This window comes from Paraburkholderia sp. MM5384-R2, assembly GCF_014201025.1.
Classification (GTDB): domain Bacteria; phylum Pseudomonadota; class Gammaproteobacteria; order Burkholderiales; family Burkholderiaceae; genus Paraburkholderia; species Paraburkholderia tuberum.
Map to the genome: position 1 here is coordinate 61,501 of NZ_JACHDI010000021.1, position 24,174 is coordinate 85,674.

Genomic DNA, 24,174 nt, shown 5'->3' on the forward strand with positions numbered 1-24,174 from the left:
TATCGAGTTGCACAATGCCCGGTGGCAGCCCCCTTCGTTGTCGGCAAAGTGATGAACGACGGCGAGCAACGCCGCGAACGCACGCGGTCCAGTCAGGCCGTAGATCTTTCCCATTGAATTGCCTGGCACGCAAGTGAGCACGACGCAGCGCCAGGTAAAAGAGGTGCGGCCACGCGATGCGCGGCTCCCAGCGGCAAATAGTGTTGACGCAACGATGTTGCGAGACAGGCTTACCCTCCTCGCGCAGCCAGCCTTCGGTATCGGCTGTTTGCAGACTGATGCGGGTGTGGTTGCCGGTTCGCCCGACAACGGGTGAGAGGCCGACGGCAGCACGGCAATTGCATCGTATAAGTTCGCCGCAACGCGGTGTGTGCGCTAACAGCCCACTTGATCGGTAAGATCTCGGGGGTGCGCCGACGAGTCGCTTCGGGCCCGATACGGCCGTTTGCGGTCAGCGTTGCGCCGCGTCCGGCGCGACGTCGTGGCGCAACGCATGGCCAGCCTGGTCGGGAACGTGGAGCGGGTCGTACGACCGTGGCATCGCGAGGTTGCGCGCAACGACGGTATCGGCCTGTGCGCTCGGCTGCTGGCGTGGCGCGCCGTATGCGGCTATCGCTTGCGCGGGTGCCGACGCGAACCACAGGATCCTGCCGGCGCATTCGATGCCAACCTGACGTCCGTTCCAGTAGACAGCGTTTTCCATCGCGACCTCTCCCCGAACATGAAGAACGTCATCATCCGCGCTGCGCCTCGCGTGTCCGTCTGCCAGCGCACGTCGAGCCATCAGTAGTCGCTTCAATCATAGGTGGCCCGGTGCGCTGCGCATGACTTGTCACCACATGAGGTCCTTTTGTCACAGCAATGCGGGAATGCGTTTGCCAACCCCTGTCAGTCAGTTGATTACGACAAAATCTTTAAATAGTGTTTTGCGCGGTCAACGCGATGGGGAATGGGTCGTTTACAAAGAATTAGACTGCGGGTTATGCAATCGGCAAATTGCGTACGTTCAGTTCAGGAAAAGCGAAAAATCTGTCGATGCGGCAATGCACAAGTCTGTCACGTTTTGGTCATGCGAAAACGTTAGATGCAGCGCAGCGACAATATCGATCGATCGTGCTGAAGCCTAGGCTGAGCAAGGCTCGAGAGGGACCGGCAGAAGGAGCGGGAAAGAGATGATTTCGCGCTGGCAATTAAGCGGATCAAGCAGACCGCGAAACGCAGGCGATAGTCAGACGATAAATTTTATTCAATCCCTCCGCTGGTGTGTCGGCTTGTGCCGTTAAAGCAACAGAGTGTGTATGAGTCGCATCGGACACTGGTGCGATGCAGGGAACGAGGCCGATAATCGATTCGCAAAGGAGAAAGATCATGGATGCCAAACCACCGAAGATTCCGACCCCGGACAAAGTTCTTTACCCGGATCCGGAACCTGTGGCCGTCGAGTTTTTGGGAGCCGAGCTGCCCGAGCATGTGCGCGCTTTCTTTGACGAACAACGCAAGTCGTGCGATCCGAAGTAACGGTCCCTTGGCGCGGCGCAGCATTCGCGCTCGTTGATTTCACGCGCGGCGAAGATTCGCGCCCTCATTACGCGTCCGACATCTCCGTTATGACGGTGGTTCAGTTCGCCTGAGTACAGCAGTTGCACTGGGCCACGCGGCTCGAGCGCGTGCACACGCGCGTCCTTCTCTCGCCCACTTCCCCTGACGATCCGTTGAATCAGCCCGGCGCTCGCAGTTTGCGGCGCATCATTTATTCTTCTGTTTTTCCGTCAACGGCCGCCCGGCCACGTCCACCTCATGAATCATTTGCATCGCTTCGGCGCGTCATGCGCGCTCGTCATCGCCGCCGCCTTCGCCTTCTCGCCGGCCCCCGCCCTCGCCGACGGTGACGACACCGCGCTCACGAGCCTGATCGCGCTGGTTTCGCAGCGCCTTGCACTCGCGGAACCGGTCGCACGCTGGAAGTGGGCGAACCACCAGCCGATCACCGATACGCCGCGTGAAAACGCGCTGCTGGCCGAGGTGGAAAAGCGCGCCGCGGCGGCAAACGTCGACCCGGCGTTCGCCCGCGCGTTCTTCCAGGATCAGATCGATGCGAGCAAAGACGTGCAGAACGCGCTCTTCGCGAACTGGCGTCGCACCCAGCCACCGCAAGGTCCCGCACCCGATCTCGCAACCAGCACCCGACCGCAGCTCGACAAGCTGACACAATCGTTGATGGCGAGTCTGGCCCGCGTGCAGCCGCTGCGCGCGGCGGACGATTGTCCGTCCCGGGTCGCGCAGTCGCTGGCTAACTGGAAGGCGCTGACGCGCTATGACTCTGCGCATTCGAGCGCGTTGACGCACGCACTAGGTCACGTGTGCGAGACGGGCGGAGTCGGCGCCACCGGCTGATTCCGGTAACGCCACGGCGCGCGCACGTCGCATAAGTGTCACGCGACGATGCTCGACTCAGGGCTGTCACGCGCCACGCTCAACGGCATCACGCGCAGGCCTCGCGCCAGATGGCTTTGCAGGATACGGTACGTCGGGAGTTCGAACGACCCAGCCAGCGTCGACGCATGCAGCTGCGCCGCCGCGACGAGCGACGGCGCGTGTCCGAGGTAGCGCCAGCGATCGACCACGTGGAAGATACCCTGCGCGTCCTCACGCTCCTCGAACACGATGGGCCCCTCGAACGGCCACGGCGCGTTCGCGGGATCGCTCTTCGTCACGCGCGGCAAGCGGTTGTGGCCCGGCCGCAGCGTTGCGATCCACTGCGCCTCCGCGAGCATCGCGCCGAGCTCTCCGCCAGTCGCGCGCCATTCGACGCGTCGCACGAGCTGCGCTAGCCGCATATCCTTCGACGAGCGCCGCTCGCCAGTCAGATGCGAGCGCAGCCGCTGACGCACGCGCACGCTGCGACCGACATACAGCGGCGCATCGTCTTCGCCATAAAACGCATACACGCCACAGCCAGCCGGCGCGGTGTCGAGCAAATCTTCGGTGATGTCGCCGGCGAGCCGGTAGCGACGCGTCGTGCGCTCGATCTGCGCGCGCAGCGCTTCCAGCGGCACGAGCGTCGGCAGACGCTGCCAGAACTGCCAGATCAGATCGGCATCGGCGAGCGCGCGGTGGCGGTCGGACGGCACCAGCGCATGGCGTTCGACCAGCGCATCGAGACCGTGGCGCTTTTCGCCGGGAAACAGCGCGCGCGACAGCCGCACCGTGCACAGCACGTCCGGATCGAACGCGATTCCCGCGCGACGAAATTCGCTGCGTAAAAATCCGCGATCGAAACTCGCGTTGTGCGCGACGAACAGCTTGCCGTTCAAACGCTCGAACAACGCGGGCGCGATCGACTCGAACGTCGGTGCGCCGCGCACCATGTCGTTCGTGATGCCGGTCAGCTGTTGGATGAACGACGGAATCGGCTGCTGCGGGTCGATCAGGCTGCTCCAGCGCGAGACGCCGGCCAGCCCGACTTCGACGACGCCAACCTCAGTAATGCGGTGCTCGCTCGTGGAGCCGCCGGTCGTTTCGAGATCTACGAAAACGATGGGTGCATCGAGTGCCGGTTCCGGCGAAAGCAGTTCAGACATGGGGCAAGGGATTCGGGCGCATGAATTTGCGGCAAGTATGCACCAGTTGGACGTTGCGCATCCAGACCCCGCCGCGTGCGCAGCTGGAAGCTGCGTCGGCATGGGCCGTCGATTTTGCGCTGAAATCCCGCAGACGCTTAAACCAGACCATTAATCCAGACGTAGTCAATTCGTTTCAATGGATTATCTTCCCACAATAATGCGTAGTGTTGAACCATGCAGTTACCGAAGATCCGACCTGGGAGACATCTAGATAAAAATAAAAACCCTCGCGCGACGGCGAGGGTTTTTCGCTCCCGACTGCGCGGGCGGCGCGCCCAGCCCAGCGCATTTACAGCGGCTGAATGTTGGCCGCCTGCTTGCCCTTCGGGCTGGTCTTGACTTCAAAAGACACGCGCTGATTTTCCTTCAACGACTTGAAGCCCTCGCTGCGGATCTCCGAAAAGTGCGCGAACAGATCCTCGCCACCCACGTCCGACGTGATGAAGCCAAAACCCTTAGCATCGTTGAACCATTTGACGACACCAGTTTCCATTTCCTGTTTTCCCTCTGTGATTTATCCAAAGCGGGCGTTGCCCTTGAATCGATCCAACCCCGATTCAATTGCCTATATCTGATCAAGGCAGAAATCTGATCAAGACAGAAACAGCCAATCAAGTTCGGCTTTGCCGTTATACGGGGAACAGAGAATGACCGTCAAGTATACTTTTCATATGCGTTTAGCGTATAAAAAGATAAGACTTCAAACTACACGGATATAGGTCGGCGCGTCAAATTTACCTGAACGAAAATAATCCGAGTCCGCAAACGGGAAAATTTGCGAAAATATGCACTACGAATGTAACAAAGTCTATCTTTGCGTAAGTGTTTGTCCGACTTGTTGCGGCGCCGCCTCACTCGCATGATGGAAGTCAGTTGTAGCGATGCGCTTCAGGAGGTTGCCATGCTGTCCAAGGAAATTCACCGTCTGTTCACCTGGCTCACTCATTCGCACGCAAAGGTCATATCAGACCAGCCCGCACAGACCGGGGATCCATGCACCGTTTTCGACTTCGATCCGATGTGGCACGGAGACCACTGGCAAAACCTGCTCTCCTCGCCAATGGATGCGCGCCGTTATGTGATGGAAGACTGGAGCGTGCCTGCGCAGGCGGACTGGGACGACGCGGAAGGTGCTGCGCCCGCTCATTAGAGACATTCGCGAAACTCGTCCGCCATAAAAAAAGCGCGACTGGAAGGTCGCGCTGACAAAGGTTTGGAGATCTTTTTCGTCAACGAAAAAGTCTGCTTCGGAAAGCAGAAATTACAGTATAGCGGTCATATGCAAGTTCGATTATTCACACAATTAACAATCGTCTATTGCCGCCACAACAACAATCGTTTTCCCGCATTTCTTCCCGTTGTTTTTCCGCATCGTTCGGTGTCGCGAATCAGCAACGCGCTTTAGGAAAATTCAGACGCCGAATCCGCCCAGTCGGCGCAAAGCCTTTATCCATAAGGCTCGAATGGCGATTAACGATCGTTTCTCCTCGCGTAATACTTTATTGCGCGAATCGGAACGCCAACTCCCGGAAGTGTCTCTCTACACTCTGCCTAATCGGAAACCGGCGCGGATCTGGTCAACGCGCTTCTCACGCGGATTCCGCTTCTCGCAGCGCTCGCGTGAAGGTCTCCTAAGCCAGGGTTTTATACCTCTCTCGCTCTCGGAGTTATATCAATGAAGAAGACACTCATGGTCGCTGCCCTGTCGGGCGTTTTCGTAACGGCAGCGCACGCGCAAAGTAGCGTCACCCTATATGGCCTGATCGACGCCGGAATCACTTATACGAACAACCAGCATCCGAATCCGAGTAGTAACCAGCACGGCGCCAACGTGGCGATGACGAGCGGCTCGGTGAACGGCAGCCGTTTCGGGCTGCGTGGCGCTGAAGATCTGGGCGGCGGTCTGAAGGCCATCTTCACGTTGGAGAACGGCTTCGGCATCAATGACGGCACGCTCAAGCAGAACAGCCGTCTGTTCGGCCGTCAGGCCTTCGTCGGTCTGTCGAGCGACCAGTTCGGTGCCGTGACCCTCGGCCGTCAATACGACAGCATGGTCGACTATGTCGGCCCGCTGGCACTGACCGGCACGCAGTACGGCGGCACGCAGTTCGCGCACCCGTTCGACAACGACAACTTGAACAACTCGTTCCGTATCAACAATTCGGCCAAATTCCAGAGCGCGAACTATGGCGGCTTCAAGTTTGGCGGCTTGTACGGCTTCTCGAACCAGGCTGCCGGCTTCGCCAACAACCGCGCTTACAGTGCGGGCGCGTCGTATAACTGGGGCGGCCTGAACGTTGCCGCTGCGTACATGCAACTGAACAGCAATGGCGCGAACAGCGCAGCCGCTGCGTTCAACTCGGGTGGCGCGGTGTCGGGCGACAACACGTTCTTCGCTCAGCGTCAGCAAACGTGGGGCGCAGGCGCCAACTACGCGTTCGGCCCGGCAACGGTCGGCCTCGTGTACTCGCAGACGAACCTGCATGGCTTGGCAGGTATCAGCGCGGCCGCATCGGGCATAACGGGCGGCGTCGGCTTCCCGACCAACAGCGCTCAGTTCCAGAACTTTGAAGCCAACGCCCGTTACGCGCTGACGCCGGCAATCAGCATCGCTGGCGCGTACACGTACACCCGCGCCAACCTCTCCAGCTCGCACGTGCACTGGAACCAAGTCAACCTGCAAACCGCGTACGCATTGTCCAAGCGTACCGACGTGTATCTGCAAGGCGTGTATCAGGCAGCAAACGAAGACTCGATCGTTAACGCCTACATCAATGGCGTGGGCGGTGCTTCGGGCAACAACAAGCAAGTCGCTGTGACCGCAGGTCTGCGTCACCGCTTCTAAGCACTGCGCAAGGACTGGCAGTAGAGAAGGCGCCGTTCGCGGCGCCTTTTTTATCTCCGTGCCGACGTGGGTTTTTGCCGCTTTGTGCGCAGGCCTGCGTGCGTGCACGTGAGCCCACGTCCTCGCCAGAGGCCTAGCGGCCGCTATCAGGCAGCGGATACTTGACGTCGAGAATGTCGATCGACTGCGGACCGGCCGGCGTGAACAGCGTGACCGTATCGCCGACTTTAGCCTTTAGCAGCGCACGCGCAATGGGCGAAATCCAGCTTACGTGCCCGATGTCCAGGTCGACCTCGTCGACACCGACGATCGTCACCTGATGCTCTTCGCCGTCCTCGGTCGCATAGTCGACCGTCGCGCCGAAAAACACCTGGTCGACGTTTTCCTGCCGGCTGCTATCGACAACCTCGGCTAGATCGAGCCGCTTGGTCAGAAAACGGATGCGCCGGTCGATTTCCCGCAGACGGCGTTTGCCGTAGATGTAGTCGCCATTCTCCGAGCGGTCGCCGTTCGACGCCGCCCACGACACCAGCTTGACAACCTCGGGCCGCTCGACGTCGATCAGATGCAGCAATTCATCACGCATACGCCGATGACCGGCGGGAGTCATGTAGTTTTTGGTGCCTGCGGGCACGTCGGGCTGGGCGATGTCGAGATCGTCATCGTTGTCTTCGCTCGACTCTTTGACAAAGGCCTTGTTCATAAAATCATCCATTAACAGCAACTAGCAACAATCTCATAAAAGGTTACACGATCGGGCCGGCGACACAAATCGCCGTGATGGGCTTCCGTTTTTCAAATCTGTTGGCTATAATCTCGTTTCTGTGTGCGGCTGTAGCTCAGTTGGATAGAGTACTTGGCTACGAACCAAGGGGTCGTGGGTTCGAATCCTGCCAGCCGCACCACCTTATTCGAGAGCGCCCTTACAGGGAGCTCTCAGGTTTCATCAGTTTTTATACTAAGCATCACCGTTTTGCGTGCGGCTGTAGCTCAGTTGGATAGAGTACTTGGCTACGAACCAAGGGGTCGTGGGTTCGAATCCTGCCAGCCGCACCACCTATGAAGGGCCTTCCAACCGGAAGGCCCTTTGTTTTTTCTGGCGCACCATGCCGTGCCCGTGCGCCAGCAACTCATCGCGGCGGCGACTGGATATCCCCAATTTGCCCATCCGGGTGCGGCAAGTCCTCGACGACCCCGCCCACCGTTTGCTCGCTGATCCTGTCGGTCCGCATGCCGGTCAGTGTCTGGCGCTCGCGCAGCACGTCGTCGACGGTATCGCCGAAACGGCTCACGACAAACGCCCGCAGCAAAGCAATGCGCAGCGAGTCGCCCGTTCCCTCCGAGGCTCGCTGCCCGCCCTTGAACTCAGCGACGCATACCGCGCCTTTATCGCTCTGCTCGCGCACGTCGAGCCGCATCGCGCGCTCGAGCACAACGGCAGCCGCCTCCCATGATGCGGAAGGCGTGAAACGCCCGTCCCACGGACGACCACGATCGTTGCCGCGGATCGCAACAGTCTCGCCACTATCGGTAAAGTAGATTTCGCGCACGAAGTCGTGCAGGCTGCGCGCCACCCAGTAATCGAGCGCCACGCCAGCAAGGTCGGACACGTTCATCTGCGTTCCCCCTGGAGTTCAGGTGAGACCTGCCTTGAGTTGTATCCTGAGCCGCCGCACGAAAGATGCCTGACTGGCGTGAAGCGCCAGTCCAAGCCGCGCCGACGCCCAGCCGGAAGCCGTTCAATAATCCGCGCGCTCGCGGTCGATGCGCATGCCGCCGTCGTGGCGGTGATGCCCCTCTTCGCTCGGCCGCTCACGCGTGATGCGCATCACATCGGGATTCGTGCGCACGCGCCGCATCACGTTGGCCAGATGCACCCGGTCGCTGACCTGGATCACGAAGCGCAGAATCGTGGATTCCTGCGACAGATCTTCGTCCATCGCGATATGGACGATGTTCGCGTCCGCCGATGTGATGTCGGCCGCTACGCGGGCGAACACGCCCTTGGTGTTCTTGACCAGCACCTTGACCGCGACATCGAACAGCCGCCCCGGCTGCGGCGCCCACGCGACGTCGATCCAGCGGCCCGGATCGCGTCGGTGGATACGCTGCGCGACGCGGCAGTCGGTGGTATGAATCGCCATGCCGAGACCGATGCCGATATAGCCCATGATGTCGTCGCCCGGAATCGGACGGCAACACGCGGACAGCTGCACCGACATGCCCTCGGTACCGGTGATGACGACCGGCGGCGCGTGCGGCGTCGAACCGGACTCGGAGCGCGAGCCGTCGTCGTCGGCGTCGCGCCCGCTCATCAGCACTTCGATGCGCTTGGCCATCACCGCGGCGACCCGCCGGCCGAGACCGATGTCCGCGAAAATTTCCTGACGGTTCTTGTTGCCCGTCCACTGTACGAGCTTTTCCCACGCCTCCGGCGTCACATCCGATAGCGCAAGGCCATAGCCCTTCAACGCCTGATCGACGAGACGCTCGCCGAGCTGCACCGACTCGTTCAGACGCATCGTCTTCAGATAATGACGGATCGCCGAGCGCGCCTTGCCGCTGCGCACGAAGCCGAGCCATGCGGGGTTCGGCTTCGAATACGGCGCCGTGATGACTTCGACGATGTCGCCGCTCTTCAGCTCGGTACGCAACGGCAACAGCTCGTTGTTGATCTTCACCGCGACGCACTGGTTGCCGAGGTCGCTGTGGATCGAGTACGCGAAGTCGAGCGCGGTGGCGCCGCGCGGCAGCGCCATGATCTTCGACTTCGGCGTGAACACGTAGACCGCATCCGGGAACAGGTCGATCTTCACGTGCTCGAGGAATTCGCTCGAATCGCCCGCTTCGCTCTGAATGTCGAGCAGCGACTTCAGCCACTGGTGCGCACGCATCTGCACGTCGTTCAGATCCGCGCTGCCGTTCTTGTACAGCCAGTGCGCGGCGACGCCCGCCTCGGCGATCTCGTGCATCTTGCGCGTGCGCACCTGAAACTCGATCGGTGCGCCGAACGGGCCGACGAGCGTGGTGTGCAGCGACTGATAGCCGTTCACCTTCGGGATCGCGATGTAATCCTTGAACTTGCCCGGAACAGGCTTGAAGAGCGCATGCAACGCGCCGATGCAGGTATAACACTCGAGCGCGCTCTCGACGACCACGCGAAAACCATACACGTCGAGCACCTGCGAAAACGACAGCTGCTTGTCGCGCATCTTCTTGTAAATGCTGAAGATGGTTTTCTCGCGACCGGAGACTTCGGCGTCGAGCTTCGCGTCCGCAATCGCGCGCTGCACCGATTCGAGAATCTTGCCGACCACCTCGCGACGATTGCCGCGCGCCGCCTTCACGGCTTTTTCGAGTGTCGCGTAACGGTGCGGGTTGAAGTTCGCGAAACTCAGGTCCTGCAGCTCGCGATAGGTATTATTCAGGCCGAGCCGGTGAGCGATCGGCGCGTAAATGTCTAGCGTTTCGCGCGCGACACGGCGACGTTTCTCCGACGGCACCGCGCCGAGCGTGCGCATGTTGTGCAGCCGGTCGGCGAGCTTCACGAGGATTACGCGCACGTCGCGCGCCATCGCGAGCAGCATCTTGCGGAAGTTCTCCGCTTGCGCTTCCTCGCGATTGCGAAACTCCATCTTGTCCAGCTTGGACAACCCGTCGACCAGCTCCGCGACCTTCGCGCCGAAGCGCTCGGCGAGCTCCGCCTTGGTCACGCCCTGGTCTTCCATCACGTCGTGCAGCAGCGCCGCCATGATCGCCTGGGCGTCGAGATTCCAGCCCGCGCAGATTTCCGCGACGGCGACCGGATGCGTGATGTAGGGCTCGCCGCTCTGGCGATACTGGCCGAGGTGGGCTTCGTCGCCGAAGTGGAACGCCGCCTTGATGTCCTTGATCTCTTCCGGCTGCAGATAGCCGGACAGCGCAGACGTCAGATTGGCGATGGAGACGACGTCATGCCGGCGCGGCTGCTCCGGCGTGGCGGTCGGCCCGAACAGATGGCGAAACGATTGCTCGAGGACCGCGTCGATGTACTTGCGTGCAGAGGACGGCGAGTCGGTGTCGTGCTCCGCTTCCGTGGCGGTGGGCGGGGTAGCACTCATGGTCGCCTCCGGTAGCGGTCAGGGTTGGACGCAGTTCTGCACGTTGAGCAATCCGGTGTGGCGAATACCGGCAAGTCGAAAACGAAAATCCGTGGGCCTTAGACCGGCACCTTCTTCAGCATTTCGACGCCGACCTGACCCGATGCGATTTCACGCAGCGCGAGGACGGTGGGCTTGTCGCGGCTTTCGATTTTCGGCGTGTGGCCTTGAGCGAGCTGACGCGCGCGATAGGTTGCGGCAAGCGCGAGTTCGAAACGGTTCGGGATCTGTTTGAGGCAGTCTTCGACGGTAATGCGGGCCATGTTGGGTTCCTTCTCAGTATGTTGCTCATTCTACCTTATGTGCTTGACACCACGCCGCGCTCACGCGTGCGGCAGGTGGATGCCGAGCTGCATGAAAAGCTGCGTGTGACGCGCGTACTGCGACGCGAAGCGCGAGCGCGTCGCGCCGACGAGGCACTGCAACTCCGCCAGCGCGCGATCGAAGTTCTCGTTGATCACGACGTACTCCGCTTCGGCCGCGTGCGCGATCTCGCCGCCCGCCGCGAGCAAGCGTCGCGTGATTACGTTCGGCTGGTCCTGGCCGCGCTTTTTCAGACGCTCTTCGAGCGCTTCGAGCGACGGCGGCAGAATGAAAATCTCCACCGCGTTGTTGAATTGCTTCTTCACCTGCTGCGCACCCTGCCAGTCGATTTCGAGCAGCACGTCATGGCCGTTTTTCATCTGCTCCTCGATCCACACGCGCGACGTGCCGTAATAGTTGCCGTGCACTTCCGCGCTTTCGAGAAACTCGCCCGCGTCGTGACGCTGCATGAAATCTTCGACGCTCGTGAAGTGATAGTGCTCGCCGTCCTGCTCCTTCGGACGCGGCGGGCGCGTCGTGTAGGAGATCGACAGACGGATCGCGTCGTCGCTCGCGAGCAACGCGTTCACGAGCGTCGACTTGCCCGCGCCCGACGGCGCGACGACCATGAACAGGTTGCCGGGATAAGCGCCGGCGTACGAATGGCGCGCCGCGCCGGTTTCGCGTGGATGGTGGTCGGTCATGATGTGTGGTGCTCCAGCCTTATTCGAGATTCTGTACCTGCTCGCGCATCTGTTCGATCAAGAGCTTCAGCGTCATCGACGAATCCGCGAGTTCCTTCGCCGCCGCCTTCGAACCGAGCGTGTTCGCTTCGCGGTTCAGCTCCTGCATCATGAAGTCGAGCCGCTTGCCGACCTTGCCGCCCTTCTCGATCACGTGACGCGTTTCGTTCAGGTGCGCGGTGAGGCGCGACAGCTCTTCGGCGATGTCGATGCGAATGCCGTACATCGTCACTTCCTGGCGAATCCGCTCGTTGATCTCTTCGCGCGACACGATCGTCACGGCCGCATCCGGCGCGGCGATGCCGAGCGCTTCCTGCAGACGCTCGACGATTTTCTGCTGATGTCGCGCAATCAGCTCGGGCACGAGCGGGGTGATCTTCACGACGATCGTCTCCATTTCGGTGACGTTGGCGAGCAGCATCGTCGCGAGTTGCGCGCCTTCACGCGCGCGCACGTCGATCAGGTCCGCGATCGCCTGCTTGCCGCATCCGAGCACCGCTTCGCGCAGCGTCTCGGGCGCGATGCCGCTTTCGGCGAGCACGCCCGGCCAGCGCAGAATTTCGCCGGTGCGCAGACGGCCGGCTTCAGGAAACGTGCCGAGCACCGTGCGTTCCAGCTGCGCGAGTTGCGCGAGCGCGTCGCGGTTGAGCGCGCCCGCGTTCGCCGACTGCTCGCTGCGCTGCAGATTCACGCGAATGTCGACCTTGCCGCGCGACAGCTTGTTCATCAGCATCTCGCGCAGCGTCGGTTCGACGACGCGCACGTCTTCCGGCATGCGGAAGTTCAGATCAAGAAAGCGCGAGTTCACCGTGCGCAATTCGACCGACACGCTGACGCCACCCGTGCCCGAGGCTGCCACGAGTTCGCGCGTGGCGCTCGCATAGCCAGTCATGCTGTAGATCATCGTATTTCTCGCGATTGGGGCCATGCGGTAGACGATGGCCTGAGAAGCGGATCGCCCGGCGTGTACGAGACGCGGGGCGGGGAATCGGCATTATCCCATTTTTGTCGCAGCCATCCGTATGGGCAACCGCCCTATCCGATCGGCGGTAAAATTAGTGTTTTTCCTCCGCCCTCCTCCAGCCCATCCCGACCCATTCCGACATGAGCAACGACACCCAACGCCCCAGCGGCCGCCAGCCCCACCAGTTGCGCGACGTGCGCATCACGCGTCACTACACGAAGCATGCGGAGGGCTCGGTGCTGGTCGAATTCGGCGACACCAAGGTGATCTGCACCGCGAGCGTCAGCGAGAGCGTACCGCCGTTTCTGCGCGATCGCGGCCAGGGCTGGCTCACCGCCGAATACGGCATGCTGCCGCGCGCCACGCATACCCGCAGCGACCGTGAAGCCGCGCGCGGCAAACAAACCGGCCGCACGCAGGAAATCCAGCGGCTGATCGGCCGCGCGCTGCGCTCGGTGTTCGATCTCGAGAAGCTCGGCGCGCGCACGCTCAATCTCGACTGCGACGTGATCCAGGCCGATGGCGGCACACGCACCGCGAGCATTACCGGCGCGTTCGTCGCCGCGCATGATGCGGTCGCCAGATTGCTTGCTACGGGCCGCATCGAAAGCTCGCCGATCCTGGATTACGTCGCCGCGATTTCGGTCGGCGTGTACGACGGCGTGCCGGTGCTCGACCTCGACTACGACGAAGACTCGCAGTGCGACACCGACATGAACGTCGTAATGACGGGGGCGGGCGGCTTCGTCGAAATTCAGGGCACCGCGGAAGGTGTGCCGTTCTCGCGCGAAGAAATGAATGCGCTGCTCGATCTCGCGAGCGACGGCATCAGCACGCTGATCGCGAAGCAGAAAGAGGCGCTGGGAGTGCAGCAGTGAATGAGGTTCGTCAGGACGGTGGCGGGAACAATGCTCACGGCGTAACGTCGGGAATGCCGCTGAAAAAGGTCGTGCTCGCGTCGAACAACGCGGGCAAGCTGCGCGAATTTGCGGCGCTGCTTGGCGCGGCCGGCATCGAGTTGATCGCGCAAGGTGAGCTCAACGTGCCGGAAGCGGAAGAACCGCATCCCACCTTCGTCGAAAACGCGCTGACGAAGGCCCGTCACGCTGCGCGGCTCACCGGCCTGCCCGCGCTCGCCGACGACTCGGGCCTTTGCGTGCGCGCGCTGCGCGGCGCGCCGGGCGTCTACTCGGCCCGCTTCGCGCAAATCGCCGGCGGCGAGAAAAGCGACGCGGCGAACAACGCGCGCCTCGTCGACGAACTGCGGGACGTGAACGACCGCCGCGGCTATTACTACTGCGTGCTCGCACTCGTGCGTCACGCGGACGATCCCGAACCGCTGATCGCCGAAGGCCGCTGGCACGGCGAAATCCTGAACGCGCCGCGCGGCGAGCATGGCTTCGGTTACGACCCGTACTTCTATCTGCCGTCGCTGAACGCGAGCGCCGCCGAACTCGAGCCGGCGGTCAAGAACGCGAGCAGCCATCGCGCGATCGCGCTGCGGCAACTGCTCGCGCGTCTGTCGGAGGAAGCGTGATTCCGATCCGATCGACGCCGGCGGACATCGGCAAGGGTGTCGTCAGTGCGTTCACGTCGCCGGGCAGCATCCGTTTGACGTCGCTGCCGCCACTTGCGCTGTACGTGCATTTCCCGTGGTGCGTGCGCAAGTGCCCCTACTGCGACTTCAATTCGCACGAGTGGAAAGGCGAGACGTTCCCGGAGAACGACTACCTCGCCGCGTTGCGCGCCGACCTGGAAATGGCCTTGCCGCTGATCTGGGGCCGCCAGGTGCATACGGTGTTCATCGGCGGGGGCACGCCTAGTTTGCTGTCGGCGGCGGGGCTCGATCGGATGCTGTCGGATATACGCGCGCTACTGCCGCTCGACGCCGACGCGGAAATCACGCTCGAAGCGAACCCCGGCACGTTCGAAGCCGACAAGTTCGCGCAGTTTCGCGCGAGCGGCGTGAACCGGCTGTCGGTGGGCATCCAGAGTTTCAACGAAACGCATCTGAAGGCGCTCGGCCGCATTCACGACGCGGCGCAGGCACGCCACGCGGTCGAAGTCGCCGCGACCACGTTCGACAACTTCAACCTCGACCTGATGTTCGCGCTGCCCAGGCAAACGCTCGCCGAATGTCAGGCCGACGTGGAAACGGCGTTGTCGTTTGCCCCGCCGCATCTGTCGCTGTATCACCTGACGCTCGAACCGAATACGCTATTCGCCAGGTTTCCGCCCGCGTTGCCCGACGATGACGCGTCCGCAGACATGCAGGACTGGATTCATCAACGCACTGCCGAGGCCGGCTACGGGCGCTACGAGGTGTCCGCGTATGCGCAGCCGCATCGGCAGAGCAAACACAATCTGAACTACTGGCGCTTCGGCGACTATCTCGGCATCGGCGCGGGCGCGCATACGAAGCTTTCGTTTCCTAATCGCATCGTGCGCCAGGCGCGCTACAAACATCCGACCACGTTCATCGAGCAGGCCAGGGCTGGTGCAAGCGTGCAGGAAGAGCATGAGGTCGGGCCGCGCGATCTGCCGTTCGAGTTCATGCTGAACGCGCTGCGCCTGGTAGAAGGATTTCCGGTGCATCGGTTCATCGAGCGCACGGGCCTGTCGATCACGACGATCGAGCCGGCGTTGCAGGAAGCGGAACAGCGCAAGCTGATCACACGCGACCACGAACGGATCGCGCCGACGCCGCTTGGGCAGGCGTTCCTGAACGACTTGCAGGCGCTGTTTCTGAAAGATCCGCAATGATGGCGGGTCAGCCGGACTCGCAACGAGGTCTTTTCAGGTTACAATTTGCGGCTTGGAGGTGTGGCCGAGTGGTTTAAGGCACCGGTCTTGAAAACCGGCGAAGGAGCAATCCTTCCGTGAGTTCGAATCTCACCGCCTCCGCCAGGACGCTTGTTTTAATCCGTCCGGATCAATCCGATTCAATCGCGCAAAGCCTTACCAGCTAAGGCTCTCAGCGCAAAACTCCCAAATGTAGTCGTCCGGTTTCGTTGCAATTAATCGCGTTCAGTCGTAAATTTTATGGTGGACTGGATGGTGGACTAGCGTTGGTGGACCAGATGGTGGACTGCCGGTGCGCCGATCGATAACGAGCAACGATGCCAAAGAAAGCCAAGGAACTCGGCCCGCTGGCCGTGAAGCGATTAACGACGCTGGGAAAGCATCCTGTGGGCGGCGTGGACGGCCTGTATCTCAAAGTCGCGAGCGAGAGCTCGCGGTCATGGGTGCTGCGCGTCGCCGTGGCCGGCAAGCGACGCGAGATTGGCTTGGGCGCCTACGCTGAATCTGGCATGGGCGTCGCGGCGGCGCGAGCGAAGGCGCTGGCAGTGCGCGAAGACATCGCCCGCGGCGTCGATCCGATCATGCAGAAGAAGGAGGCCGCGAGCCGTCTACGCGCGAGCCAGGCGCTTGAAATGACGTTCGAGCAAGCGGCGAAGCGCTTCATCACGGCGAAAGAGCCGGAGTGGCGCAACTCCAAGCACGGCGCCCAGTGGACCTACACACTCGAGGAATACGCATACCCGCTCATCGGCAAGATGATGGTCAGACACGTCACGCGTGCGCACGTGACGGAGATCCTTGAGCCAATTTGGACGACGAAGACGGAGACCGCCTCGCGCTTGCGCGGTCGGATCGAGGCGATTCTCGATTGGGCGCGCGTGAAAGGTTTTCGCGATGAAGGCGTGAACCCGGCAGCGTGGCGCGGCAACCTCGACAAGCTACTATCTGCCCCGAAGAAGACCAAGCGCGTGCGCAATCACCCCGCCCTGCCGATCGTGCAGATGGGCGCATTCATGGTGACGCTGCGCTCGACCGAGGGCGTGAGCGCTCGCTGCCTGGAATTTTCGATATTGACCGCGGCGCGCTCCGGCGAGGCACGCTTTGCCGAGTGGGCCGAAATCGACCTGGAGAAAAAGGTCTGGTCTGTGCCCGCCGACAAAATGAAGGCGAAGAAAGAGCACCGCGTACCGCTCTCGCCGGCCGCCGTGCGCCTGCTGGAGTCGATCGAGAGGAAGAAAGACGTTGACCTGGTATTCCCAAGCCCGCGATCGGGCCGCGCGCTGTCCGATATGTCACTGCTGGAATTGATGCGTCGACAAGACCTTGAGGCGACGCCACACGGTTTCCGCTCGACGTTCCGGGACTGGGCAAGCGAGTACACAAACTATCCGCGCGAGCTGGCCGAGGTGGCACTTGCTCACATCAAGGGCGACGCGACAGAAGCGGCGTACTGGCGCGGCGACGTGCTGGAGAAGCGCCGGCGGATGATGGCCGATTGGGCCGAATTCATCGCCAAGCGGATAGAAGGCGGCGACGTGATACCGATCAATAGAGCGGCGAGGCAAGAATGATCGAACGACCAGAGCACAACAATCCCGACGACCGGCTTTATCAAAATGCCGGAAGCTTGATCGTATCCGCTCATCAAATCTGGGATGAGCTTGGCGTGGTAATGGACCTCCAAGACTTCATTGACGGGTTCGTTTACACGACGCGCGATTACGGAGAACCGACGGCGAGGCAGTTCTTTGACGAATACGCCAAAAGCGTCGAAACGACAGGCGAAGAAAATAGCCGAGAGCAACGCTTTGTGCTTGTGCGGCTCGCATGTGCGCACATCGGCGACGCGTTGCGGTTCGCAGACGACGGCTTTCGCGATGATGCGTGGGAAGCCTTGCTTATGGCTCAGCACACAACCGCCACCCTCGAAGGCGTGATCAAGACAGAAAAAAAAAGTCCTGAAATCAGCGGTGGACATATCCATGAGATAGCGCTCGCTAAGGCTCAAACGATCATATCAGAGCGCGCGCGCAACGCCGCAGACAAGCGACACACTGAGAATCGAGCCCTTCGCGATGATGCGATTGAGTGGCTAAAACAACACTATGAAGCCGATAAGTTGACCGACGAGCGGGCCGCAGAGAACCTAGGTCGCATCGTTCCTGTGGGCTTTGATGCACGGCTTGGCTACGTCAAAACCTGGAAAAAAACAAGGTAGTCTGCACGCATGACCTAGGGGCTGCTCGCAAAGAGGCTAATCCCAGCGTTGATTGAGGTAAAGAATCCATATCGACCCCGCCCAATCCCGGGCGTTTCCGAGTCGATACGATGAAAAAATCAGACGCTCACGCCTTTCAAAACTTCGACAGCCTCCCGAACGCCGCCGGTGTCAGTGACACCGTTGTCGCTGGCCTTTGCGGTTGTAACGTCTCCACCGTCTGGGAACGCGCCAAGCGCGGCGCGCTCCCCAAGCCCATCAAAATCGGCGGCTCGACCCGCTGGAACGTCGGCGAGCTGCGTGCGTTGCTCATCGGCACGCATGGCGGCGCGTCGTCTGCATCGGCATCAAGCACCAGCACCGCGGAGGCTTGAGCGATGGACGAAAAAAAAGCCACGCCGAAGCGCAGCTCACAAAAAACAACAGAGGTCCGGACCAAGGTTAACACGGTGCAGACCGATGCGCCAGGCGGCGCGCGCGTCATCGTCGCGGACTTCGACGGCTGGGCCGTGGCTTTCGACAGTTCCGGATGGTTCAACGCTACCTATGCGGCGAAGCGATATAGCAAGCGCCCGACGGACTGGCTGCGCCTGTCTTCTACGGTTGAGTACATGCGAGTACTCCGCGAGGTGCTGGGAATAAGTGAGGAAATCCCACTTATTCGGGCCGTGCGTAACAGCGGCACCTGGTTGTGCCCAGAGCTCGCCGTGTCGTTCGCTCGCTGGTTGAACACCCGCTTTGCCGTTTGGTGTGATGCAACGATCAACCGGATTCTGCGGGGCGGTGCCACGGCTTGGAACAAGCCGCCAGAGGCGCGTAGCGAGACGCCCGACCGCGAAGGGCTGCTTTCCATTGTGGCCGCCATCGTCGCGCGTCACGGGCTGCTGTTCAACACGGTCTACGAATCGCTCAACCTGTATGTCGGCGTAAATCACGCGCGGCAAATGACGTGCGCCCAGGTCGCGGATGCAGCCGCATTCGGTGAGCGCCTGCTGGCGGGTAACGCGACACCTGAAGACTTCGCGCGGATCGAGCGCCACCGCTTGAGGCTCGGCGGCATGCCGGCGCAACTTTCGCTGGGCGGCACGGAACTGACGGGAGGTGACGCATGATCGCATCCGACCTGCCCGTGCTGGATCTGCAGAAGAACGCCCGCGAGCGCCTACGCATCATGCACAAGGTATTCAAGGGCAAGGAATACATCGACTTGCGGGTCTGGTACGCCGACGAGAACGGCGACTATCAGCCATCGCGCAGCGGCGTGAGCATTCGACCGGATCAACTCGCCGAGGTTGTGCGCGGGCTGACGCTTGCCAGCCGCGAACTGCCACAGGGAGGCAACTGATGCTTTCCCGGAAAAATTCATTGACGGTTGGCGGCGTGTGGCTCTTGACGGATAGGCGGAATCCGCCTACATTATCCCGCATGGGCAGCGCATCCGCGCGGCCGCCATCCGAAAGGAACTACACTATGCACCCCTATATTTGCGCCGTCGTGCGCATCGGATTGACTCGTCATGCTCTACGAACCGCCATCCGTGGCGCAACTGAAACAATGGAAGGAGAAGCTCGGCTTTTCCGGCGCGCAGATGGCCAACATTCTCGGCCTGAAGAGCGCACGTCGCTGGCGCGAGTATGCGGAGGAAGCGAAACAACAGGGGATTCCACCAGCGAACCTGTTTATGGCCTGCGCGTTGGTAGCGCTCTCTCCTGCGCAGGTCGATCACGTGCTGACGCTGATGCGCGAAGTGGGCGCAACGATCGACCTGAAAACACCCGAATAACCGCGCCACCTGAGCCCCACCGCGCCCGCGATCGCCGCGCGCAATCCCCAATTCAATCCATCATCACCAACGCCTTGCGCGCCGCCGCGCTCGCGGAGACGTATCAAGACGCGCTCGACATTACCGGCGACGCGCTGCGCTTGCTGGCGGAAATGTCCGCAAATAATCCCGGCGTAATTCGTCGTATCGAAAGCGCTAAGTACTCCTACACGGTAAGCGGAGGCGGCCATGCGTAAGAACACGACTACGCCCGCAGCCCTCACGAATGAGGAAATCGACCGCATCGGCTACGCACTGGCAAAGCAGGTTCCGGACATGGAACGAGGCTTCACGATTCAGACGAGCTACGGCGAACTGCGGATCGACGCCGAGGATGCCCCGCGCTTTGTCGCGCTCGCCCGCAACCTCCTGCAAAAGCAGCTCAAGCGCGCGGAGGTCGGTAATGTCTGAACTCACCACAAAACACGACGCATGCAGCACATACGCGACTGACAAGGCCATTATCCGCGTCGACCAGTTGCAGGCGTTGGCCAGCCTGTTGAGTTTGGAGGAAGTCGCTGAGCAATTCGCCGGCATGTCAACCACCGCGCAAGTCGCGCTTTTCGGCCTGTTCGAAGATAGCCTGGGCGACGTCCGTGCAACCTTGGTGCGCGGCATGGAGGTGGCACATGGCTAACCCGACCCGCACGAAACAGCAACCGGCCGGCGGCGCGAAATCCCATTTCGAGGAAGTCTCTAACGGCATTGCCGATATAAGTGCTGTCGCCATTGAACAGTTCGCGTATGCCAACGCGCTGTTCACAGCCATTCAAAAGCTGGCTGACTCTCCCGCTCAAACAGTTGTTGACCTGGCGAACCTTGGGCGCTGGCTGTCGGAAAGCGCGCTGTCCAACGTCGAAGCCGAAGCCGATCGTGTTCACGCTGTACTTGTGGTGGCGGAGGCGACACGTGGATAAGTTCGATCTCACCATGCAGGCGTGGACAATTTGCAGCGTCGCTGAAGTGCTGCACGCTGCGATGCCTGATGACGCCACAGAAAGCCTTCCGGTTCGCACAATCGTTTTCCACCTGTTCGAGCTGGCGCAAGCGCTCGCTACGACCCTCGACAAGATGGAGGAGAGCCATGTCCACTGAAGCCAGCGCTGCACCACTCGAACCGCGCGACGACAAGGAATTGCTCGCACTGGTGGACGATGCCGGCGACCGCTTTGCGGACATGCACGGTCGCCTTTACGAGCTCTCCAGCCTGTTCCTGATGCTGGCTGGCGGGATGCCCGAATTGTCCCCAGAGCGCACCGTTGCGCAACTCGGCGCGCGGATCGCGGAGCAGGCCGCCGACGAAGCCCATGAGCACTTTGAGCGCTTTACGCTGGAAGCGGAACGCCATGGCTCCTGACCTCTCTACACAGCACGCCAGCGTTTTGATGCTCGCCGATCGCTACCCGAATATCCACCGGGAGCCGGTGAGGCAGACACGCGGCCCCGGCCGCCGTCCAAAGTGCATCCCGAACCCGCTCATCATTCGTCGCGAGCGACGTTGGGCCGAGCAACGCACCGTGGAGCCGGGACGCATCGTAATCGAGACAGCCGCGAACGGGATCTATCACGTCACTTTCGAGGGGCGCTTCGACCACTCACGCGCCGCAGCAATCAAAGCCGCGCGGACGCTGCTGTGCTGGCTGGAGTCGCCCGATACCGAATTCCCGGCGGCGACCATGAACCTGCACGCGTCTTTGCGTAAACATAGCAATGAGGACTCCTCACAGCAGGAGGCTCAATGAGCGAAGTAATGAACATCGAATCGCAGTTCGCGGATGATCCCGCATACCTCAGATTGTCCCGGCCGGCAAAGTTGACGCTTGCTGAGCTGTGCCGTCAAACGCGATTTTTGCCGAATGGACTGCTCGTAATCAATCAGACCTTTGTGAAGTCGATCGGGGAATGCCCCGAACAGCTTTGGTGGATTGAGGACGAACTGGCAAACGCACTTTTCGCCATGCTCACGGGATGGAGTGACGACTTTGCGGAGTACGAATCGGTCCACTTCTTTCGGGTGGCCTGGTTGCCCTGTTCGGTACGCAGATTCCCCAACCTTGACACTACCTTGACGGAGGGCGACGAGTGAGCGCGATTATTGACGAACAACAGCGGATCGAGGCTGCGCTAGCGGTCATTCCGCCGGGTATCGAGCGTGAACAGTGGTGGCGCATCGCCGCGGCGATCAAACATGAGTGCGGCGATGCCGGGTTCGACATTTTCGACGCCTGGAGTCGCGGCGCAGAGTGCTACGAAGCAACGGACGCCCGCGACACGTGGAAATCGCTGCGCGCGGACGGCGGAATCAGGATCGGCACGTTATACGGGATTGCCAGCCATTACGGCTTTGAACCGGCTGCACACGCCGGGCCGGTCGTGGATGCAGCCGTGCTGGAGCAACGCCGCGCGCAGCGCAAGGCGCAGGCGGTGCGAAGCGAGGCGAATACGTTGACCCGGCAGCGCGAGGCCGCGACGCTGGCTATCGCCATCTGGAGCGCGGCCGGGCCGTCCCGCGACGATCATCCGTATCTCGTGCGCAAGGGACTCAACGCCACGCCGATGCTGCGCGAGATCGACGCGCCACGGCTGCATGCGCTGTTAGGCTACCGTCCGAAGCAATCAGGCGAGGAACTGTCCGGGCGCATCCTGATTGCCCGCATCGAGCGGGATGGGCAGGTAACGAGTCTGGAAATGATCGACGTCGACGGGCGGAAATCGGCGCTGGCCAATGGTGTGAAATCGGGTGGGTGCTGGCTGGCATCCGCGCCGACTGGGCGACAACAGCGCATCGCGATTGCCGAGGGAATCGGGAGCGCGCAGACGCATCAACAAGCGTATCCGGATGACCTGGCGGTTGCGGCGCTGTCCGCGGGCAATCTCTCAAAGGTCGCGCAGGCGATGCGCGCCGCGCACCCCGAGGCGGCCATCCTCCTTCTTGGCGAGATCGGCAACGGCGCGGACAAGGCGGTAGAGGCCGCGCGCGCTGTCGGCGGCGCGCTGGCGGTGCCCGACTTCGGTGAAGAACGGCCCGAGGGCGCCACCGACATTAACGACCTGCTCACGCTGCGCGGGGTCGAAGCGGTACGCGCGTGCGTGGGTGCTGCTGCGATGCCGGAACCGACAACATTCCCCGGTATGGACGAGCGTCCATGTTGGAGCGTTTGCCGCAGCGAGTTGGAAATCGACGGCAAGCGCATCAAGCCAGGTGTCTACTACCACGGGGTCAAGCCCGGCAAGGGTGACGAGCGCCCCACGCTCGTAAATCAGTGGATCTCGACCCCGCTCTATGTGCGCGCAATCACGCGCAACCCGCAGGATGGCGACTATGGTCGCCTGCTCGAGTATGTATCACCTTCCGGGCGCTGGAAGAAATGGTCGATGCCGATGTCGATGCTGGCAGGCGACGGCGGAGAAGCGCGCGGCGTACTGCTGTCGGAGGGTGTCATGTTCGACCTCAAGAACCGCGGCGGCGTGCTGGGCTACATTGCCGGTCAGCATCCGGAACAGACGATGCGGGCCGCGACAGTGACCGGCTGGTGCGCGGAGGCTTTCGTACTACCCGATGAGGTTATCGGCGCTGACGATATCTGGTTTCAGTCGATGGGACGCACCGCCCCGTACGGGATTGCGGGAACGTTCGAGGCGTGGAAATCGGGCGTCGCGGCGCTCGCGAAAGGCAATCCGCTACTGATGCTCGCAATCAGCGCGGGGCTCGCTGGTCCGCTACTCGCACTGTTGAACATGGAAGGCGCGGGCCTGCACTTCTATAGCGATTCATCGACCGGCAAGAGTACGTCGCTGTATGCGTCGCTTTCGGCATGGGGTAGTCCCGCCTACAAACGCACGTGGCGGTCGACGTCAAATGGTCTCGAAGCGGCTGGCTCTCTGCACACCGATACGCTGCTCGCGCTTGATGAAATCGGCGAAATCAAGCCCCACGACCTGCACGATACTTGCCCGCAAGTTGCGGGCGAAATGGGCAATGGACGCAGTGACTCAGGCGGAAGCTGAAAACGAACTAAACAAGGGCGTGTTTCTCCCATGGGGCCCATACCTTTCGGCGGATGACGTGCGCCGGATGCGCGCGGAGCTGGTCGGCATGATCGAGGAGTTATCAAGCCTGGAGGGTTGGCCGCAGTTGTACCGAGACGAGGTATTGACCGCTGCTGTGCGCGGCCCGCTCGCCGCGCTGCTGCCGGATCTGCACTACTTCACAGGACGACTGGCCGAGGCGCGGGCCGAAGCGGCGGCGCGCGATGCCGTCAAGCGGCGCACGTGGCGCATGGGCGGCTTTGATGCTCGGAGGCGTGATGCGTGAACCCGGAACGCTGCCCGACTGGATACGCGCGCTGATGAAGGACGGCCGGGCCCGCACGGCCGCGCAGATCGCGGCGGTAATCGATGCGCGCCCGAGAAGTGTTCGGGCGGTGCTATCGAAATGGCTCGAATCCGGCGAAATCCATGTTTGCGCCTCTGTTGGCACGAGCCACGAGCGCCTGTACCGCATCGGCCCAGGCGATGGCACGCTACCGCCTCAACTGCAGGCGCGTGAGGCGTCCGAATCCGCTATGACCGTTCTCGCGGTGGCGATTGACGCAATGGTGCGGGGAGGCAAGCGATGACTACGCTGCAGCATTCCCGCGTCGCTGGAATGCTGCAGCGATACTGGCGGCGACCGCGACAGCGACCGCTATAAGCCTGTCTGCGCTGGCCGGTCG

At 61.6% G+C, this 24,174-nt stretch carries 32 protein-coding genes and 3 tRNA genes; 26 read left to right on the top strand and 9 right to left on the bottom strand.

The genetic code is table 11. The annotated features are described in order from the left end of the window. Positions 1-451: 451 nt before the first annotated feature. The gene (locus HDG37_RS27945; protein WP_184053110.1) at positions 452-703 is read right to left on the bottom strand and encodes a hypothetical protein; all 252 of its coding nucleotides are present in this window, start codon (positions 701-703) and stop codon (positions 452-454) included. Positions 704-1,368: 665 nt separating this feature from the next. On the opposite strand from HDG37_RS27945, the gene HDG37_RS27950 reads away from it, so the two are divergent. Together HDG37_RS27950 and HDG37_RS27955 are read left to right on the top strand one after the other, a co-directional pair. Continuing rightward, positions 1,369-1,518 carry a hypothetical protein gene (locus tag HDG37_RS27950; protein WP_018421453.1) on the top strand — a complete coding sequence of 50 codons (150 nt, stop codon included), beginning with the start codon at positions 1,369-1,371 and terminating at the stop codon, positions 1,516-1,518. Between the two features lie 279 nt (positions 1,519-1,797). After that, positions 1,798-2,394 carry a chorismate mutase gene (locus HDG37_RS27955; protein ID WP_184023301.1) on the top strand — a complete coding sequence of 199 codons (597 nt, stop codon included), beginning with the start codon at positions 1,798-1,800 and terminating at the stop codon, positions 2,392-2,394. Positions 2,395-2,432: 38 nt separating this feature from the next. On the opposite strand, the gene HDG37_RS27960 is transcribed toward HDG37_RS27955, so the two are convergent. Continuing rightward, entirely contained in the window at positions 2,433-3,581 is a 1,149-nt protein-coding gene (locus HDG37_RS27960; RefSeq protein ID WP_184053113.1) for an exonuclease domain-containing protein, read from the bottom strand. Between the two features lie 331 nt (positions 3,582-3,912). After that, positions 3,913-4,116, bottom strand: coding sequence for a cold-shock protein (locus HDG37_RS27965; RefSeq protein WP_018421456.1), 204 nt, complete (start codon positions 4,114-4,116; stop codon positions 3,913-3,915). Positions 4,117-4,524: 408 nt separating this feature from the next. Between HDG37_RS27965 and HDG37_RS27970 the strand changes: the two genes are divergently transcribed. Further along, complete coding sequence (locus HDG37_RS27970; RefSeq protein ID WP_184053116.1) at positions 4,525-4,773, top strand: hypothetical protein; 249 nt, start codon at positions 4,525-4,527, stop codon at positions 4,771-4,773. A 525-nt stretch (positions 4,774-5,298) separates the two neighbouring features. Further along, positions 5,299-6,468 carry a porin gene (locus HDG37_RS27975; protein ID WP_184011084.1) on the top strand — a complete coding sequence of 390 codons (1,170 nt, stop codon included), beginning with the start codon at positions 5,299-5,301 and terminating at the stop codon, positions 6,466-6,468. A gap of 133 nt (positions 6,469-6,601) precedes the next feature. Here the strand turns inward: HDG37_RS27975 and greB are convergent, their stop codons facing one another. After that, positions 6,602-7,171, bottom strand: a complete 570-nt coding sequence (greB, locus tag HDG37_RS27980) for a transcription elongation factor GreB (RefSeq protein ID WP_184053119.1) — start codon at positions 7,169-7,171, stop codon at positions 6,602-6,604. A gap of 125 nt (positions 7,172-7,296) precedes the next feature. Between greB and HDG37_RS27985 the strand changes: the two genes are divergently transcribed. Together HDG37_RS27985 and HDG37_RS27990 are read left to right on the top strand one after the other, a co-directional pair. After that, a tRNA-Arg gene (locus HDG37_RS27985) sits at positions 7,297-7,373 on the top strand. A 74-nt stretch (positions 7,374-7,447) separates the two neighbouring features. Beyond that, positions 7,448-7,524: transfer RNA gene (locus HDG37_RS27990), tRNA-Arg, on the top strand. Positions 7,525-7,598: 74 nt separating this feature from the next. Here the strand turns inward: HDG37_RS27990 and HDG37_RS27995 are convergent. The 5 genes from HDG37_RS27995 to HDG37_RS28015 form a co-directional block, all read right to left on the bottom strand. After that, a complete protein-coding gene (locus tag HDG37_RS27995; RefSeq protein WP_184053122.1) occupies positions 7,599-8,084 on the bottom strand; it encodes a phage protein NinX family protein in 486 nt (161 codons plus the stop codon). Between the two features lie 123 nt (positions 8,085-8,207). After that, complete coding sequence (locus tag HDG37_RS28000; protein ID WP_184053126.1) at positions 8,208-10,568, bottom strand: bifunctional (p)ppGpp synthetase/guanosine-3',5'-bis(diphosphate) 3'-pyrophosphohydrolase; 2,361 nt, start codon at positions 10,566-10,568, stop codon at positions 8,208-8,210. Positions 10,569-10,666: 98 nt separating this feature from the next. Next, on the bottom strand, positions 10,667-10,870 hold the full coding sequence (rpoZ, locus tag HDG37_RS28005; RefSeq protein WP_008921215.1) for a DNA-directed RNA polymerase subunit omega: 204 nt from the start codon (positions 10,868-10,870) through the stop codon (positions 10,667-10,669). 60 nt (positions 10,871-10,930) lie between these two features. Next, entirely contained in the window at positions 10,931-11,614 is a 684-nt protein-coding gene (gmk, locus tag HDG37_RS28010) for a guanylate kinase (RefSeq protein WP_184053129.1), read from the bottom strand. A gap of 19 nt (positions 11,615-11,633) precedes the next feature. After that, complete coding sequence (locus HDG37_RS28015; protein ID WP_184053132.1) at positions 11,634-12,557, bottom strand: YicC/YloC family endoribonuclease; 924 nt, start codon at positions 12,555-12,557, stop codon at positions 11,634-11,636. Positions 12,558-12,757: 200 nt separating this feature from the next. On the opposite strand from HDG37_RS28015, the gene rph reads away from it, so the two are divergent. The 20 genes from rph (at position 12,758) to HDG37_RS28115 (ending at position 24,078) form a co-directional block, all read left to right on the top strand. Further along, on the top strand, positions 12,758-13,495 hold the full coding sequence (rph, locus tag HDG37_RS28020) for a ribonuclease PH (protein ID WP_090801456.1): 738 nt from the start codon (positions 12,758-12,760) through the stop codon (positions 13,493-13,495). Further along, positions 13,492-14,154 carry an RdgB/HAM1 family non-canonical purine NTP pyrophosphatase gene (rdgB, locus tag HDG37_RS28025; RefSeq protein WP_409260251.1) on the top strand — a complete coding sequence of 221 codons (663 nt, stop codon included), beginning with the start codon at positions 13,492-13,494 and terminating at the stop codon, positions 14,152-14,154. The genes rph and rdgB overlap by 4 nt, the downstream gene beginning before the upstream one ends. After that, the gene (gene hemW, locus HDG37_RS28030; protein WP_184053138.1) at positions 14,151-15,380 is read left to right on the top strand and encodes a radical SAM family heme chaperone HemW; all 1,230 of its coding nucleotides are present in this window, start codon (positions 14,151-14,153) and stop codon (positions 15,378-15,380) included. The genes rdgB and hemW overlap by 4 nt, the downstream gene beginning before the upstream one ends. A 54-nt stretch (positions 15,381-15,434) precedes the next feature. Further along, positions 15,435-15,524, top strand: a tRNA-Ser gene (locus HDG37_RS28035). 212 nt (positions 15,525-15,736) lie between these two features. Then, entirely contained in the window at positions 15,737-16,990 is a 1,254-nt protein-coding gene (locus HDG37_RS28040; RefSeq protein ID WP_184053141.1) for a site-specific integrase, read from the top strand. Beyond that, positions 16,987-17,637 (top strand): hypothetical protein, encoded by a 651-nt coding sequence (locus tag HDG37_RS28045; protein ID WP_184053144.1) that lies wholly within the window; start codon positions 16,987-16,989, stop codon positions 17,635-17,637. The genes HDG37_RS28040 and HDG37_RS28045 overlap by 4 nt, the downstream gene beginning before the upstream one ends. 110 nt (positions 17,638-17,747) lie before the next feature. After that, positions 17,748-18,011, top strand: a complete 264-nt coding sequence (locus tag HDG37_RS28050; protein ID WP_184053147.1) for an AlpA family transcriptional regulator — start codon at positions 17,748-17,750, stop codon at positions 18,009-18,011. A 3-nt stretch (positions 18,012-18,014) separates the two neighbouring features. Beyond that, the gene (locus HDG37_RS28055; protein ID WP_184053150.1) at positions 18,015-18,749 is read left to right on the top strand and encodes a KilA-N domain-containing protein; all 735 of its coding nucleotides are present in this window, start codon (positions 18,015-18,017) and stop codon (positions 18,747-18,749) included. Continuing rightward, the gene (locus HDG37_RS28060; protein WP_184053153.1) at positions 18,746-18,982 is read left to right on the top strand and encodes a transcriptional coactivator p15/PC4 family protein; all 237 of its coding nucleotides are present in this window, start codon (positions 18,746-18,748) and stop codon (positions 18,980-18,982) included. The genes HDG37_RS28055 and HDG37_RS28060 overlap by 4 nt, the downstream gene beginning before the upstream one ends. 171 nt (positions 18,983-19,153) lie before the next feature. Continuing rightward, a complete protein-coding gene (locus tag HDG37_RS28065) occupies positions 19,154-19,420 on the top strand; it encodes an XRE family transcriptional regulator (RefSeq protein ID WP_184053157.1) in 267 nt (88 codons plus the stop codon). 228 nt (positions 19,421-19,648) lie between these two features. Further along, entirely contained in the window at positions 19,649-19,870 is a 222-nt protein-coding gene (locus tag HDG37_RS28070; RefSeq protein WP_184053160.1) for a hypothetical protein, read from the top strand. After that, positions 19,863-20,096, top strand: coding sequence for a hypothetical protein (locus tag HDG37_RS28075; RefSeq protein WP_184053163.1), 234 nt, complete (start codon positions 19,863-19,865; stop codon positions 20,094-20,096). Before HDG37_RS28070 ends, HDG37_RS28075 begins: the two co-directional genes overlap by 8 nt. Beyond that, positions 20,089-20,376 carry a hypothetical protein gene (locus HDG37_RS28080; RefSeq protein WP_184053165.1) on the top strand — a complete coding sequence of 96 codons (288 nt, stop codon included), beginning with the start codon at positions 20,089-20,091 and terminating at the stop codon, positions 20,374-20,376. Before HDG37_RS28075 ends, HDG37_RS28080 begins: the two co-directional genes overlap by 8 nt. Next, a complete protein-coding gene (locus HDG37_RS28085) occupies positions 20,369-20,554 on the top strand; it encodes a hypothetical protein (protein ID WP_184053168.1) in 186 nt (61 codons plus the stop codon). Before HDG37_RS28080 ends, HDG37_RS28085 begins: the two co-directional genes overlap by 8 nt. Continuing rightward, positions 20,544-20,816 carry a hypothetical protein gene (locus HDG37_RS28090; protein ID WP_184053171.1) on the top strand — a complete coding sequence of 91 codons (273 nt, stop codon included), beginning with the start codon at positions 20,544-20,546 and terminating at the stop codon, positions 20,814-20,816. The genes HDG37_RS28085 and HDG37_RS28090 overlap by 11 nt, the downstream gene beginning before the upstream one ends. Then, positions 20,806-21,201 (top strand): hypothetical protein, encoded by a 396-nt coding sequence (locus HDG37_RS28095; RefSeq protein WP_184053174.1) that lies wholly within the window; start codon positions 20,806-20,808, stop codon positions 21,199-21,201. The genes HDG37_RS28090 and HDG37_RS28095 overlap by 11 nt, the downstream gene beginning before the upstream one ends. After that, on the top strand, positions 21,198-21,545 hold the full coding sequence (locus tag HDG37_RS28100; protein WP_184053177.1) for a hypothetical protein: 348 nt from the start codon (positions 21,198-21,200) through the stop codon (positions 21,543-21,545). Before HDG37_RS28095 ends, HDG37_RS28100 begins: the two co-directional genes overlap by 4 nt. Further along, complete coding sequence (locus HDG37_RS40105) at positions 21,542-23,467, top strand: DUF927 domain-containing protein (protein WP_184053180.1); 1,926 nt, start codon at positions 21,542-21,544, stop codon at positions 23,465-23,467. Before HDG37_RS28100 ends, HDG37_RS40105 begins: the two co-directional genes overlap by 4 nt. Further along, a complete protein-coding gene (locus HDG37_RS28110; protein WP_184053183.1) occupies positions 23,439-23,774 on the top strand; it encodes a hypothetical protein in 336 nt (111 codons plus the stop codon). Before HDG37_RS40105 ends, HDG37_RS28110 begins: the two co-directional genes overlap by 29 nt. Then, complete coding sequence (locus HDG37_RS28115) at positions 23,767-24,078, top strand: hypothetical protein (protein WP_184053186.1); 312 nt, start codon at positions 23,767-23,769, stop codon at positions 24,076-24,078. Before HDG37_RS28110 ends, HDG37_RS28115 begins: the two co-directional genes overlap by 8 nt. Positions 24,079-24,174 lie beyond the last annotated feature (96 nt).

What these genes read in the sequence shown, in the direction of transcription:
- HDG37_RS27945 (WP_184053110.1), bottom strand. Translation starts at nt 703, where the DNA reads ATGGAAAACGCTGTCTACTGGAACGGACGTCAGGTTGGCATCGAATGC.
- HDG37_RS27950 (WP_018421453.1), top strand. Translation starts at nt 1,369, where the DNA reads ATGGATGCCAAACCACCGAAGATTCCGACCCCGGACAAAGTTCTTTAC.
- HDG37_RS27955 (WP_184023301.1), top strand. Translation starts at nt 1,798, where the DNA reads ATGAATCATTTGCATCGCTTCGGCGCGTCATGCGCGCTCGTCATCGCC.
- HDG37_RS27960 (WP_184053113.1), bottom strand. Translation starts at nt 3,581, where the DNA reads ATGTCTGAACTGCTTTCGCCGGAACCGGCACTCGATGCACCCATCGTT.
- HDG37_RS27965 (WP_018421456.1), bottom strand. Translation starts at nt 4,116, where the DNA reads ATGGAAACTGGTGTCGTCAAATGGTTCAACGATGCTAAGGGTTTTGGC.
- HDG37_RS27970 (WP_184053116.1), top strand. Translation starts at nt 4,525, where the DNA reads ATGCTGTCCAAGGAAATTCACCGTCTGTTCACCTGGCTCACTCATTCG.
- HDG37_RS27975 (WP_184011084.1), top strand. Translation starts at nt 5,299, where the DNA reads ATGAAGAAGACACTCATGGTCGCTGCCCTGTCGGGCGTTTTCGTAACG.
- greB (WP_184053119.1), bottom strand. Translation starts at nt 7,171, where the DNA reads ATGAACAAGGCCTTTGTCAAAGAGTCGAGCGAAGACAACGATGACGAT.
- HDG37_RS27995 (WP_184053122.1), bottom strand. Translation starts at nt 8,084, where the DNA reads ATGAACGTGTCCGACCTTGCTGGCGTGGCGCTCGATTACTGGGTGGCG.
- HDG37_RS28000 (WP_184053126.1), bottom strand. Translation starts at nt 10,568, where the DNA reads ATGAGTGCTACCCCGCCCACCGCCACGGAAGCGGAGCACGACACCGAC.
- rpoZ (WP_008921215.1), bottom strand. Translation starts at nt 10,870, where the DNA reads ATGGCCCGCATTACCGTCGAAGACTGCCTCAAACAGATCCCGAACCGT.
- gmk (WP_184053129.1), bottom strand. Translation starts at nt 11,614, where the DNA reads ATGACCGACCACCATCCACGCGAAACCGGCGCGGCGCGCCATTCGTAC.
- HDG37_RS28015 (WP_184053132.1), bottom strand. Translation starts at nt 12,557, where the DNA reads ATGATCTACAGCATGACTGGCTATGCGAGCGCCACGCGCGAACTCGTG.
- rph (WP_090801456.1), top strand. Translation starts at nt 12,758, where the DNA reads ATGAGCAACGACACCCAACGCCCCAGCGGCCGCCAGCCCCACCAGTTG.
- HDG37_RS28040 (WP_184053141.1), top strand. Translation starts at nt 15,737, where the DNA reads ATGCCAAAGAAAGCCAAGGAACTCGGCCCGCTGGCCGTGAAGCGATTA.
- HDG37_RS28045 (WP_184053144.1), top strand. Translation starts at nt 16,987, where the DNA reads ATGATCGAACGACCAGAGCACAACAATCCCGACGACCGGCTTTATCAA.
- HDG37_RS28050 (WP_184053147.1), top strand. Translation starts at nt 17,748, where the DNA reads ATGAAAAAATCAGACGCTCACGCCTTTCAAAACTTCGACAGCCTCCCG.
- HDG37_RS28055 (WP_184053150.1), top strand. Translation starts at nt 18,015, where the DNA reads ATGGACGAAAAAAAAGCCACGCCGAAGCGCAGCTCACAAAAAACAACA.
- HDG37_RS28060 (WP_184053153.1), top strand. Translation starts at nt 18,746, where the DNA reads ATGATCGCATCCGACCTGCCCGTGCTGGATCTGCAGAAGAACGCCCGC.
- HDG37_RS28065 (WP_184053157.1), top strand. Translation starts at nt 19,154, where the DNA reads ATGCTCTACGAACCGCCATCCGTGGCGCAACTGAAACAATGGAAGGAG.
- HDG37_RS28070 (WP_184053160.1), top strand. Translation starts at nt 19,649, where the DNA reads ATGCGTAAGAACACGACTACGCCCGCAGCCCTCACGAATGAGGAAATC.
- HDG37_RS28075 (WP_184053163.1), top strand. Translation starts at nt 19,863, where the DNA reads ATGTCTGAACTCACCACAAAACACGACGCATGCAGCACATACGCGACT.
- HDG37_RS28080 (WP_184053165.1), top strand. Translation starts at nt 20,089, where the DNA reads ATGGCTAACCCGACCCGCACGAAACAGCAACCGGCCGGCGGCGCGAAA.
- HDG37_RS28090 (WP_184053171.1), top strand. Translation starts at nt 20,544, where the DNA reads ATGTCCACTGAAGCCAGCGCTGCACCACTCGAACCGCGCGACGACAAG.
- HDG37_RS28095 (WP_184053174.1), top strand. Translation starts at nt 20,806, where the DNA reads ATGGCTCCTGACCTCTCTACACAGCACGCCAGCGTTTTGATGCTCGCC.
- HDG37_RS28100 (WP_184053177.1), top strand. Translation starts at nt 21,198, where the DNA reads ATGAGCGAAGTAATGAACATCGAATCGCAGTTCGCGGATGATCCCGCA.
- HDG37_RS28110 (WP_184053183.1), top strand. Translation starts at nt 23,439, where the DNA reads ATGGACGCAGTGACTCAGGCGGAAGCTGAAAACGAACTAAACAAGGGC.
- HDG37_RS28115 (WP_184053186.1), top strand. Translation starts at nt 23,767, where the DNA reads ATGCGTGAACCCGGAACGCTGCCCGACTGGATACGCGCGCTGATGAAG.